This window comes from Geobacillus sp. CX412 (genome assembly GCF_027942335.1).
Classification (GTDB): Bacteria; Bacillota; Bacilli; order Bacillales; family Anoxybacillaceae; genus Parageobacillus_B; species Parageobacillus_B toebii.
The window spans coordinates 2,721,144-2,734,365 of record NZ_CP103461.1 but is presented as its reverse complement, the minus strand read 5'-3'; the positions used below and the strand labels follow the sequence as shown (position 1 = coordinate 2,734,365).

The 13,222-nt window shown below is 43.4% G+C and carries 10 protein-coding genes; 9 read left to right on the top strand and 1 reads right to left on the bottom strand.

Annotated features, from left to right (window positions below):
- Positions 1-277 precede the first annotated feature (277 nt).
- The 5 genes from NXM86_RS14280 to NXM86_RS14260 all read left to right on the top strand — a co-directional run bounded on the left by NXM86_RS14280 (position 278) and on the right by NXM86_RS14260 (position 5,139).
- The gene (locus NXM86_RS14280) at positions 278-511 is read left to right on the top strand and encodes a DUF2249 domain-containing protein (RefSeq protein ID WP_012749412.1); all 234 of its coding nucleotides are present in this window, start codon (positions 278-280) and stop codon (positions 509-511) included.
- A 104-nt stretch (positions 512-615) separates the two neighbouring features.
- Complete coding sequence (locus NXM86_RS14275) at positions 616-1,203, top strand: molybdenum cofactor guanylyltransferase (protein ID WP_062753797.1); 588 nt, start codon at positions 616-618, stop codon at positions 1,201-1,203.
- Positions 1,204-1,275: 72 nt separating this feature from the next.
- On the top strand, positions 1,276-2,394 hold the full coding sequence (locus NXM86_RS14270; RefSeq protein WP_062753795.1) for a TIGR04053 family radical SAM/SPASM domain-containing protein: 1,119 nt from the start codon (positions 1,276-1,278) through the stop codon (positions 2,392-2,394).
- Positions 2,395-2,640: 246 nt separating this feature from the next.
- On the top strand, positions 2,641-3,816 hold the full coding sequence (locus tag NXM86_RS14265; RefSeq protein ID WP_062753793.1) for an MFS transporter: 1,176 nt from the start codon (positions 2,641-2,643) through the stop codon (positions 3,814-3,816).
- 264 nt (positions 3,817-4,080) lie between these two features.
- Positions 4,081-5,139, top strand: coding sequence for a multicopper oxidase domain-containing protein (locus NXM86_RS14260; protein ID WP_089096941.1), 1,059 nt, complete (start codon positions 4,081-4,083; stop codon positions 5,137-5,139).
- A gap of 306 nt (positions 5,140-5,445) precedes the next feature.
- Here the strand turns inward: NXM86_RS14260 and NXM86_RS14255 are convergent, their stop codons facing one another.
- Entirely contained in the window at positions 5,446-5,895 is a 450-nt protein-coding gene (locus NXM86_RS14255) for a hypothetical protein (protein WP_498958193.1), read from the bottom strand.
- 1,158 nt (positions 5,896-7,053) lie between these two features.
- Here NXM86_RS14255 and NXM86_RS14250 point away from each other — a divergent pair.
- From NXM86_RS14250 to narJ, 4 genes are read left to right on the top strand one after another with little or no spacing between them, the layout of a single operon-like run.
- Positions 7,054-7,461: a hemerythrin domain-containing protein gene (locus NXM86_RS14250; RefSeq protein ID WP_375216720.1), complete on the top strand. Its 408-nt coding sequence runs from the start codon at positions 7,054-7,056 to the stop codon at positions 7,459-7,461.
- A gap of 33 nt (positions 7,462-7,494) precedes the next feature.
- The gene (locus NXM86_RS14245) at positions 7,495-11,178 is read left to right on the top strand and encodes a nitrate reductase subunit alpha (RefSeq protein ID WP_498958192.1); all 3,684 of its coding nucleotides are present in this window, start codon (positions 7,495-7,497) and stop codon (positions 11,176-11,178) included.
- Entirely contained in the window at positions 11,168-12,700 is a 1,533-nt protein-coding gene (narH, locus tag NXM86_RS14240; protein WP_081189867.1) for a nitrate reductase subunit beta, read from the top strand. Before NXM86_RS14245 ends, narH begins: the two co-directional genes overlap by 11 nt.
- Positions 12,675-13,205 carry a nitrate reductase molybdenum cofactor assembly chaperone gene (gene narJ / locus NXM86_RS14235; protein WP_062677769.1) on the top strand — a complete coding sequence of 177 codons (531 nt, stop codon included), beginning with the start codon at positions 12,675-12,677 and terminating at the stop codon, positions 13,203-13,205. The genes narH and narJ overlap by 26 nt, the downstream gene beginning before the upstream one ends.
- Positions 13,206-13,222 lie beyond the last annotated feature (17 nt).

Genomic DNA, 13,222 nt, shown 5'->3' with positions numbered 1-13,222 from the left:
TGTTAGGTTTTCTGCATTTTTTCTTTTTTCTCGTGACATTGAAAACAGTATAATGTTTCTTTTTCGTCGCAAATGACGCCGTTTAAGAAACCATGAAAACAATGTATCGGTTTGCCGCACTGCGAACAAAAGCCAACAAGCTCTTCCAATCATCATTTCTCCTTTCACAGGCATTGAGAATTTTCATCCATCAATTGTGATATTCGTCACTACGACAAACGACAGAAATGATTATGATGTATACATAATTAATTATACTATAAAGGAGGCAATAAGTATGAATCAATTTGCCGCAAAAATTCATGCACCTGACTATGAGCCGAGAGAAAGACACCCTGCGATCTTTCGCTTATTCGATAGCTTAAAACCAGGTGAAGTGATGGAATTAACGAATGACCATGATCCGCGTCCGCTGCATTATCAGTTTATGATGGAACGTCCAGATCAATTTACTTGGGAGTACTTGGAAGAGGGACCAGAAATTTGGCGAGTCGCAATCGGCAAAAAATAAACATGAATGCTAAAAAAGATTCCCGAAAGAATGATGGGAATCTTTTTTTTTTGTTGCTTCCATGGTACAGTAAAACAAAGATTTTGGTGAAAGGGGAAAAATGAATGAACAAAATGGCAGGAGTGGTTCTTGCCGGCGGGCAGTCGCGGCGTTTTGGCAGCCCGAAAGCGTTTGCCAAATTTAACGGAAAATATTTTTTTGAAATTGCTGTGGAAACGTTACGCGCAGTAGTAGAGGATATTTATATTGTTAGCCATCCTTCGCTAATAGACTGTTTTCGACAAAAGACGGCGGAAAAAGTGATTATGGACGATGAACGGTATCGTGGCCAAGGGCCGCTTGCCGGAATTTATACGGTCATGAAAGAATGCGAGGCGGAATGGATATTTGTGCTTCCGTGCGATATGCCGTATATGCGTCCAGAAGCAGCGGCAAAACTTGCTAAATATGCGAACGAGAAGTTTGATGCGATTATCTGTGCGCATTTCGGCCGAATTCAGCCATTAGTTGGCATATATCATCGGCGAACATGCAAGCAGATCGAAAAACTTCTACAGGCACAAGATAATAGGATGAAATCGCTTTTTCGCCATTGCCATGTCCACTATGTGAACGAGCAAGATTTTTGGGAAGATGAGATCGTCTTTCGCAATGTAAACACGCCGAATGAGTTTGACGATATTGTGACATAAGTCACTTTGTGATATTTATCACATTAGTGTCCTCTCCAATGCAGTACAATGAGAACAAGGAGGGGGATAGTAGTGAGGGACTTTAACGAAAATCCGTTTATTGTGATTTGGGAACTAACAAGGGCATGTCAGTTAAAATGTGTTCATTGCCGAGCGGAAGCGCAATATCACCGCGATCCGCGCGAATTGACATTCGAAGAAGGGAAAAAGTTAATTGATGATATATATGAGATGGATCAGCCGCTTCTCGTGTTTACTGGCGGGGACCCGCTCATGCGCCCAGATGTATATGATCTTGCCAAATATGCGATTGACAAAGGACTTCATGTTTCAATGACGCCAAGTGCGACGCCGAACGTGACAAAGGAAGCGATTCGGAAAGCGAAGGAAGTTGGCCTTTCTCGTTGGGCGTTTAGTTTAGATGGGCCAAACGCGGAAATTCATGATCGTTTTCGTGGAACATCCGGTTCGTTTGATTTGACTATAAAAGCGATTGAATATTTACATGAACTTGATATTCCAGTGCAAATTAATACCGTCATCTCCCGATATAACGTCCATGTGCTTGATGAAATGGCAGAGTTGGTTGAAAAACTAAAATGTGTGCTTTGGAGCGTCTTTTTCCTTGTGCCGACAGGACGCGGAAAAGAGTCTGACATGATTTCGCCGGTGGAACATGAAAAAGTGTTTCGTTGGCTTTATGAAACGAGCAAGCGCGTCCCGTTTGACATAAAAACGACAGCAGGGCAGCATTACCGCCGTGTCGTGTTGCAGGCGAAAATGCGAGAAAAACAAATCTCGGGCGATGAAATTAACTATGAAGACGTGTTGATGAAGGGATTAACTGGACAAGTCGATGGTCTTGGCCGTGCGCCAAAAGGGGTCAATGATGGCAATGGATTTGTTTTTATTTCTCATATCGGTGACGTATATCCGAGCGGGTTGCTCCCGGTGAAAGCAGGAAATGTCCGGGAAACGCCGCTCGCGGAAATTTATCGAAATTCTCCGATTTTCCGAGATTTGCGCAATCCTGATAAATATAAAGGAAAATGTGGCGTATGCGAATTCCGCTACGTTTGCGGCGGATCGCGCTCGCGGGCGTATGCAGTTACGGGTGATTACTTAGAAAGCGAACCATATTGCATATACATTCCAAAAGCGTTACGGAAAAAAGAAAAACATTTATCTTAATCACAGTGGTAACTGGCTCTCTTTTATTAGGGAGCCAGTTTTTTATTTACGAGTTCACTGAAATAATTTTCTAGACATTAAAATAAACAGGACACGATAAAGATGGAAATCAACTTTTTACAATTATGTGACACTATAAAAAAATGTGATAAACTTCACAAATATTTTTTTTTCATTTGCGTATGATGTACTCAAAAGCAGGTGAATTTAGTTATATGGCTGTGAACAAAAAGGAGGATTTTCGTGATGAATAAGCAAAAAGCCCTTTTGCCGATTACAACGTTGGCGATGACGTTTGCGTTTGCTGTATGGGCTGTATTTTCTCCGTTGGCGAATACATTCCAAGAAATGTACGGACTAACATCGACACAAAAAAGCATTTTAGTTGCGATTCCAGTTTTGCTTGGTTCCATTATGCGCATTCCGCTCGGGATTTGGACGGATCGATTTGGCGGCAGACGATTATTTTCGTTGTTGCTATTGTTCATAATTATTCCATTAATAGGAGCGGGTTTTGCTGATTCATATGCAATGTTAATGTTTTGGGCGTTCTTTATCGGAATGGCAGGGACGTCGTTTGCCATTTCTGTTACGTTCGTATCGCGCTTAACACCGCCAGAAAAACAAGGAACAGCACTCGGCATTAACGCGATGGGGAATATTGGAACAGCGGTGGCAAGCTTTTTGGTTCCTTCGATCGCGGCAGCGTTTGGAGTGAAATGGGCGTTTTGGGGAATGATTATCCCAGTTGTCATCATGCTCCTTCTTGTTTGGTTCTTTACTCCGGATATGCCAAAGCCTAAGCAGCAAAAAACGATGCTTGATTCGTTATCGGTGTTGAAGTATAAACATACGTGGACGTTATCTCTCTTTTATTTCGTTACATTTGGTGCATTTGTTGCATTCGGCATTTATTTGCCATCGCTGCTCATTGATTTATATGGTTTAACTCCGGTGGATGCCGGGCTTCGCGCTGCTGGATTTACCATTATTGCGACACTTGCGAGACCGATTGGCGGAAACCTCGGCGATAAAATCGGTGCCGAACGGGTATTGAATTTCGTTTATGCTGGAATTACGATTGGAGCGCTTGCCATTGTATTTGGAATGGAAAATATTGTTGTGATGACAGTCGCATGCTTGTTTATTGCCATTATGTCCGGATTAGGAAACGGTGCGGTCTTTAAGCTTGTTCCGCAGCTATTCCCTGCAGAAACAGGTGCTGTCACCGGCATCGTCGGCGCATGGGGCGGACTTGGCGGCTTTTTCCCACCGATTTTGCTGGGAATAGTGAAAGATGCTACTGGTTCTTACGTGCTCGGCTTTCTTCTTCTCAGCTTGTTTGCCCTCGTTTGCTTCCTGCTTAACCGCGTCGTCTTCGGAAAAAAAGTGGGCAAAGTGACAAAACCATATGCACCGTAACAAAAAGCAGGTCGTTTCAAGCGATCTGCTTTTTTTAATATGGAGCTTTGATTTCTGATTATTTGCATGTTTTTAAGTAAAACGTATATCGTTCAATCCATCATTTTCCCTACCGAAATGATTTCTAACGTTAATATATAACATTGTTCAACAATTCACAAACTATTCAAACATCGGCCATGATACGTGATACGAATCACTAGGATGAGAAACAGAACGCACTATTCTTAAAGTGTAAGGATTGATAAAAATGGAGGGAGGAACATGGCAGGCAAACTTCACACATTCATGGCGGTAGCAGCGACGGCAGCGTTACTAGCGGCCTGTGGAAACGAAGGTGCCGGGGAGAAAGAGGCGACGAAAGAAACGGTAAAGATAGAGCATCACGCAAGTTCAAACGTCATCGCTGCCCATAAAGATCTTAACCAAAAACCGGTTCCATTGAAAATGGAACGCATCGGTCCGCATGATGTCAAAATCGAGATGACTGCACAAGTAACTGACATCGAAATCGATAAAGGAAAAATCTATAAAGCATGGACGTTCAACGGTCAAGCACCTGGACCGCTCATTGTCGTCAATGAAGGAGATACGCTCCATTTTACGTTAAAAAATATGGACCCATCGCTGCCCCATAGCATGGATTTCCACGCCGTCCACGCTTCGCCGTCGAAAGATTTTGCCGACGTCATGCCGAATAAGTCGGGAACGTTTACGTACCCAGCGAATAACCCAGGCGTATTTATGTACCATTGCGGCACGAAGCCGGTGCTCGCCCATATCGCCAACGGCATGCATGGGATGATTATCGTCAAGCCGAAAAACGGCTATCCGACCGATAAAGAAGTGGACCGCGAATTTGTCTTAATCCAAAACGAGTGGTACAAGTATAATGACATGGATGATTTCCAAAACGGGGTACCAAGCTATGTTGTTTTTTCGGCAAAAGCGTTAAAAGCAGGCGATCGAAATACGAACGGAGATACATTTACGCTAAAAGAGAAGCCGCTCGTTGCCAAAGTCGGCGACAAAGTTAGAATTTACATCCTTAACGTTGGTCCGAACGAAGTCAGCTCATTCCATGTCGTTGGAACCGTTTTGGATGATGTGTATATCGACGGTAATCCAAACAACCATCTAAAAGGTTTGCAGACAGTGATGCTTCCGGCTAGCGGCGGCGCGGTCGTTGAATTTACCGTCACACGCCCGGGAACGTATCCGATCGTTACGCACCAATTCAACCACGCGCAAAAAGGAGCCGTAGCGATATTAAAAGTAACGGAGACCGGTGAAGATGACGGTACAGAAACAAGCGGACACTAACCGTTTCCCGTTCTGCCAAACGAGAAACGGCATGCCGCTACAAGAGAGCTTCTTCATCTATTGTAAAGGATTATAGAAAAAGATAAGTGATGTGCATCACACAACATTAAAAAGGAGAGATGAAAACTAACGGGTTCGGTTCAGAAGTACAAAATCAAAAAACAGTACAAATAACAGCGTAATTAGCACAAAATTCGAACCACATTTAACAAAGTAAAAGGCATATTAAAACGCTTGGGCTTATTCCAAGCGTTTTAAACTAAAATTATATTGACTTGTTCAATTAAGACTGTTACTAAAAGGTTACTACCGCACTTCAATTACGAAGGCATAACTTGAATCTCCCTTTTCCCATCTTGCTGAAACATCATACACATATACACCTTTTTCTTTTGGTAATAGTATCACATTATCATTTATTGGAACATTTTCTGTTTTTTCATTTGTAAGCCATCTATTTACTACTAATGTATTTTCTTTAGGCTCGTCTTTGAATTCTATTTTCAATTGGGAATTTGATGGTATAACCACAGGTTTTAGTTCTTGATTTTTAATGAGTTCTGGCGGAGAACTTGTATCAATACAAACAGAATTAAGTAATCCATTCCAACAATACGAACCTTGTGTCACTTCTACCTTTTTTTCTCCAACAGTTATGGTTGGTAAAGGTGGTTTAGCACTAAATAGTCCAATAACAAAATACCCCCCAATGCCTAACGAAATTAATATTAATAATGTAATTAAAAACTTTTTCATACACTCCCCCCTTATGGGTTCATTTTACTCTTGTTAATTTTCTGATTAATCTATATATTTAGTTTAACATAAAATACCAAAATCCTTAAAAAGGATTTCGTCAAAAAATATTGATATTTCAACAAAAATAAAAAAAACAAATCGCGTGGTGATTTGGTCTTATAAAATATCAAATCCCTTTCAAAGGGAAGTCATCAATGAATTGTCTTTATCCGTCACAAAACGCCATTCTGAAGCCTTTACAAGCTGTTTAATGAGCCAATAATGAGCAATCGTTGTATAAGTTATGTGTAATCTATCAATATACTTGGCTCTGCGTTCAATTTTATCTAATTCGGCTTGATACTCGACATAAGTTTGTTTGTCATTTTTTAGATGTAGGCATCGGATAATGATAATATTTCGGAATGCGAGCGTGTTTCTTAGCAAATTCATTTAGGGGGTTTTCTTTTAAAAGAACGGTATCAAGGGCAATATCCCTCAATGAAATATCCCAATCAAATGCCACATCACTTCGGAACACATACCTTGAGAAGACATCGGCAGTAATCACCACATTGGTTGGGAATTGACTTTAAATCGTCATACTGGCTGCCACCCATTCCTTTTTTCCGAACATTGTTGAGGAAATAAGTCATTTTATCTATTGAGCCACATTTCTTTAAACTGCATATTTTGAAGCGGTTTTGTTTCGTGCCGTTCCAAAAACTCCAAACATCTTCGATAAACAAATTCGTAATAGGTACCTCTCCCAATTTCCAAAAGTTCGCAAGTTCTGGTAATCGGAACCCGACTTAACAATAACTTTGTAAACCAAAGAAGAATATCACTTCGTTTTTGATTGTATGTGATAGATTGCTTACGGTTAGGTAATATATTAACTTCTTGCACGTCTTACATTGCCATCTTTGTGATTCACCTGTGCTTTTTCCACGTTTATAGAATGCCTTTGGTTCGTTAAAAGGCGTACAATCTTCCACAATACATCCATCTTTATGAAATTGATAATCGGGTTCAACATCTTGGATACTGTTGACAACAACCGAACTCGTTAGATGAAAACTCTCCTTTTTTATTTTTTGAATAATAAACGGAACAGATAGGAAACATATGCTAATAGAGGTTTAATTTATTTAAGCAGGGGAAAGAGGTGGTGAAATGGGCGGTCCATCTTTACGGAAATTAGAGGCGCATCGTTCCATTCATGACGGGGCATTTACCGAGGCGAAACATCTGACTGAGCTGCTTGAGAAGCTATATAACGATGGGCGTCAGGAGCATCTTGGCGAGGTTGCTGATGCGCTTGTGGAGCATTGGGAAAAGAGAGTCATTGCCCATGCGCAGGCGGAAGAAGAAGGATTTTATCAAGAAAAAGTAGAGGAAGACCACAATTTGTTTGAAAAAGTGGCGATGTTAAAGCGCGACCATGATTTAATGAGATATTTAATTGAAGAAGTGAAACAATTGTTAGCGCAACGAATTGATAAAGAGGTACTCACTCGATTTCACGCGCTTTTGCATATTAACCGTATGCATAGTGACGACGAAGAAAAATTTTTATTTTAGCCAATAAAGCAAAGGAAGGAGCTTCATGCTGACATGAATAAGAAACCTTCGCCGCTGCTAAAAAAGCTAAAGTATTTTGGCAAATCCGAAAAAAACGCTGGCCATGCCGAGGTATCACCGTATGGTCGCGACTCGGAAAAAGTGTACCGCCGTCGTTGGCAGCATGACAAAGTAGTTCGCACAACCCATGGAGTGAATTGTACTGGTTCCTGCAGTTGGAGGGTGCATGTGAAAGACGGCATTATTGCTTGGGAAACACAGCAGACCGACTATCCGACTACAGGTCCGGATATGCCGGAATACGAACCGCGCGGCTGCCCAAGAGGAGCAAGTTTTTCATGGTATACATACAGCCCGCTAAGAGTCCGCTATCCGTATGTGCGCGGAGCGCTTTTAAAGCTATGGAGAGAAGCATTAAAAAAAGAAGGAGACCCTGTTTCCGCATGGAAATCGATCGTGGAAGATCGCGAGAAGGCAAAACGGTATAAAAGCGCACGCGGAAAAGGCGGATTTATCCGCGCGAATTGGGATGAAGTCAACACAATGATTGCGGCTTCGCTTATTTATACGATTCAAAAGTATGGATCAGACCGTATTTTCGGTTTTTCACCTATCCCGGCGATGTCGATGGTAAGCTATGCCGCCGGTGCGAGATTTATAAATTTAATCGGCGGAGCGATGCTTAGTTTTTATGATTGGTATGCCGATCTTCCGCCTGCTTCCCCGCAAATATGGGGCGAACAGACGGATGTTCCGGAAAGTTCTGATTGGTTTAATTCGAGCTACATGATCGTGTGGGGATCAAACTTGCCGCAGACGCGCACTCCGGATGCCCATTTTTACGTAGAGGCGCGCTACCGGGGAACGAAAGTGGTCGCTGTGAGCCCGGATTATGCGGAGTTTGTCAAATTTGCCGACAACTGGCTTCCGATTCAGCCGGGAATGGACGGGGCGCTGGCGATGGCCATGACGCACGTCATTTTAAAAGAATTTTATGTCGATCGGCAAACAGATTACTTTACAAATTATGTGAAAAGGTATACGGATTTGCCGTTTTTAGTCATCCTTAAAAAACATGGAGATCATTATGCGGCAGACCGCTTTTTACGGGCAAGCGACATTGGCATGCCGCTGCGTTACGCACAATGGAAGACGGTCGTATGGGATGAAAAGTCGCAGACTTTTGCCGTGCCAAACGGAACGATTGGGCATCGGTGGGAAAATAACGGGAATTGGAATTTGCAGCTCGATGACATGGACAATAAACGAATCGGCCTCGATCCGGCATTAACGTTTTTAGGAAAAGAAGATGATATTGTTACGATTAAAATTCCGCATTTTGAAGTAGAGAAAAAATCGGTGTTAGAACGCGGCGTTCCTGTAAAAGCAATCAAGAAAAACGGAGATACGCTGTATGTAACGACCGTTTTTGATTTATTGCTGGCCAAAACCGGTGTTTCCCGCGGACTGCCGGGTGATTATCCTGTCGATTATAATGATCCGAAACCGTATACGCCGGCATGGCAGGAAGCGATTACTGGCATTGATCGAAACACGGCGGCGCAAATCGCGCGCGAATTTGCGCAAAATGCGATCGATTCGAAAGGTCGCTCGATGATTGTCATGGGCTCGGGCATCAACCATTGGTATCATTCCGATGCTATCTACCGTGCGATTTTAAACCTTGTTTTGTTAACGGGTTCGCAAGGAGTAAATGGTGGAGGATGGGCGCATTATGTCGGACAGGAAAAAGTGCGGCCGCTGGAAGGCTGGCAGACGATTGCGATGGCGCGCGACTGGGGAGGACCGCCGCGTCTGCAAAACGGAACGTCGTTTTTCTATTTTGTAACAGAGCAGTGGAAATACGAAGATCAAAAGATGGACGAACATATTTCTCCGTTGTTTGATCAGCCGCGTTATCAGCATGGCGGCGACTATAACTATTTAGCGGTTCGTTTAGGGTGGCTCCCATCTTATCCGCAATTTAACGCAAACAGCATCACGTTAGTGGAAAAGGCAAACGCAAAGACAAACGAAGAAGTGATTCAATATGTGGTCAATGAAATAAAACAAGGGAATTTAACGTTTGCGATCGAAAATCCGTCCGACCCGATCAACTTTCCGAGAGTGATGTTTGTTTGGCGCGCCAATTTGATCGGCAGCTCGGCAAAAGGCCATGAATATTTTTTAAAACATTTGTTAGGGACACATCACGCAAATTTAAGCGGACAAAACGATGGGCTAAAGACGAGCGAAATCGTTTGGGATGAGGATGCACCCGAAGGAAAGCTCGATTTAATGGTAAACATCGATTTTCGCATGAACGGAACAGGGCTGTATTCCGATATCGTCCTCCCGGCAGCCACATGGTATGAAAAATATGATATCAGCAGCACAGATATGCATCCGTTTGTGCATCCGTTTAATCCAGCGATTGCCCCGCCGTGGGAAGCGAAATCGGATTGGGATTTCTTTAAAGGGCTCGCCAAGACGTTTTCGGAAATGGCGAAACACTATTTTTCCGCTCCAGTCAAAGATGTCGTGGCAACGCCGCTTTTGCATGATACACACGATGAAATTGCCCAGCCGTTTGGAATCGTGAACGATTGGAAAGACGGAGCGAGCGACCCGGTTCCGGGGGTAAATTTTCCGCGGCTTCACATCGTGGAAAGGGATTATGCCGAAGTATACAACAAATTTGTGGCTCTCGGCCCGGTTGTTCAGGAACGAATCAGAGCGAAAGGGCTCAGCTGGAACGCCAATGAAGAATACAAATGGATGCTTGATACGGCTGGCTCTTCCTCACTGACAGGGCCGTATAAAGATTGTCCAAGCCTGTTGACCGACCGTGACGCTGCGGAGGCGATATTGGCGTTATCGAGCGCGACAAACGGTTCGCTGGCGCTGAAAGCTTGGGAAGAGATGGAAAGAAAGACGATGCAAAAGCTAAAAGATTTAGTGGAAGAACGGGCGGAAGAGCACATTACGTTCCAAGCGATTACATCACAGCCGCGCCAAGTGTTAACTACTCCTGTATTTAGCGGGAGCGAAACAGGAAACCGGCGGTACTCCCCGTTTACGACCAATGTCGAGCGGCTGATTCCGTGGCGGACGTTGACAGGGAGACAACATTTTTACCTTGACCATGAATTAATGCTGGAGTTTGGAGAAGAATTGCCGACGTTTAAAGCACCATTGCGAAAACTGGCTTTCTACGAAAAGGACCATCGTCCGAAGGTAAGCGGCAAAGAAATTGCGCTCCGCTATTTAACGCCGCACTTTAAGTGGTCGTATCACAGCACATATGGAGATACGCTCCCGATGTTAACGATGTTTCGCGGCGGACCGCATGTATGGATGAATAAAGACGACGCGGAAGAAGCAGGCATTGCCGATAACGATTGGATTGAAATGTATAACCGCAACGGTGTTGTCGTCGCACGGGTGGTTGTCAGCCACCGGCTGCCGCGCGGAGTCGCGTTTATGTATCATGTGCAAGACCGTTATATTAATGTTCCAGGTTCGCCAATCAGCAAACTTCGCGGCGGCACGTTTAACAGCCCGACGCGAATTCATGTAAAACCGACGCAAATGATCGGCGGTTATGCGCAATTAAGCTATGGCTTCAATTATTATGGTCCAACGGGAAACCAACGGGATGAACAAGTCATCATTCGCAAACTTAAAAAAGAGGAAGTGAACTGGCTTGAGGATTAAGGCGCAATTTGGGATGGTGATGAATTTAGATAAATGCATTGGCTGCCATACGTGCAGCATTACATGCAATAATACGTGGACGAATCGTCCCGGGGCGGAGTACATGTGGTGGAACAACGTAGAAACAAAACCGGGAATCGGTTACCCGAAAGAGTGGGAGAATCAAGATTTGCGTAAAGGCGGATGGGTCCTTAAAGACGGGAAGCTTGAGCTGCGTGCCGGCGGCCGGGTGAATAAACTGCTAAATATTTTCTATAATCCGGACATGACCCCGATTGACGATTATTATGAGCCTTGGACATATGATTATGAAAATTTGATTAACAGCCCGGAAAAACAACATCAGCCCGTTGCCAGACCAAAGTCGCAGCTGACAGGTGAATATATGGAAATTAAGTGGGGGCCGAACTGGGAAGACGACTTGGCGGGAGTATATGAAACAGGAAAACGCGATCCGAACATAAAAGGCATTGAAGAGAAAGTAAAGTTCGAATTTGAGCAAACGTTTATGATGTATTTGCCGCGCATTTGCGAGCATTGCTTAAACCCGCCATGCGTTTCCTCCTGTCCATCGGGTGCGATTTATAAACGGGATGAAGACGGAATTGTGCTCGTCGATCATGATGCGTGCCGAAGCTGGCGTTTTTGTATGACAGGCTGTCCGTATAAAAAAGTGTATTTTAATTGGAAAACACATAAAGCGGAAAAATGCACGTTTTGCTTTCCACGCATTGAGACCGGTCAGCCAACGATCTGTTCAGAAACATGTGTCGGGCGTCTCCGCTATATCGGCATTGTTTTTTATGACTTAGATAAAGTGGAGGCTGCTGCTTCGGTTAAGGATGAAAAAGATTTATATCAAGCCCACTTAGATGTATTTCTTAATCCGTATGATCCGGAAGTGATCAAAGCGGCGCGTGAAGCAGGATATACCGATGATTGGATTGAAGCGGCACAACGCTCCCCGGTTTATAAATTGGCGGTGGAACAAAAAATTGCGCTTCCGCTTCATCCTGAGTATCGCACATTGCCAATGGTTTGGTATATTCCGCCGCTAAGCCCAATCATGGGAGCATTTGACGGTGGATTGGACGACATTAATGCTCACGTCATTTTTCCAGCGATTGATCAAATGCGCATTCCGATTGAATATTTGGCGAACTTGCTTGCAGCAGGAGATACGGAAGTGATTCGCACGGTGTTGAAAAAAATGGTGGTGATGCGAAGTTATATGCGCGCCGTGAACTTGGGGAAAGAACCGGATAAGAGCATATTAGATAAAGTGGGAATGGATGAACATACGGTGAAAGAAATGTACAAGCTTTCCGCTGTTGCGAAATATTCCGACCGCTATGTGATTCCATCTTCTCATCGCGAGAAGGCAGACAATATGTTTTACGGACAAGGAGCAGTCGGTTATGAATTTATGGAATCTTGTTCCGGCTGTTCGGGATATGACGCGGAAAACTTTCATCAATTTTATTGGAGTGATATCGATGGAAGAGCACCGGAAAATTTTTAAAATCGCTTCGATTTTGCTGCAGTACCCGGAACAAGGGTGGATTGGTGATGAACAATTATTCCATGAAATTTCTTCGCTAAGCAATGAAGGCGTCCGGAAACTGTTTATGCAGTTTCTGGACTATTTAACGACAAACGAAATAGAGACGTTATGCGAAATATATGTGAATACGTTTGATTTTAGCGATAAAACCACAATGTATTTAACTTATCATCTATTTGGCGATCAGAAAGAGCGCGGCCAAGCCTTTTTAAAACTAAAAGAAGAGTTTCGCAACGCCGGTTTTGATCTATTGGATGAGGAGCTGCCAGACTATTTGCCAGTCGTTTTAGAATTTGCGTCTGTCGCTCCCGAAGAGCATGCAAAGAAGATGCTTCTTATTCATAAAACAACCATTGATAAAATTACAGAGGAACTAAAATTAGCGAATAATCCGTATTATCTTGTCATGGATGGCTGTGTAACCGGAATCGTTTCATTTTTAGAGGAGAAAAAAGCCTCTTAACAATACGAACATGAATG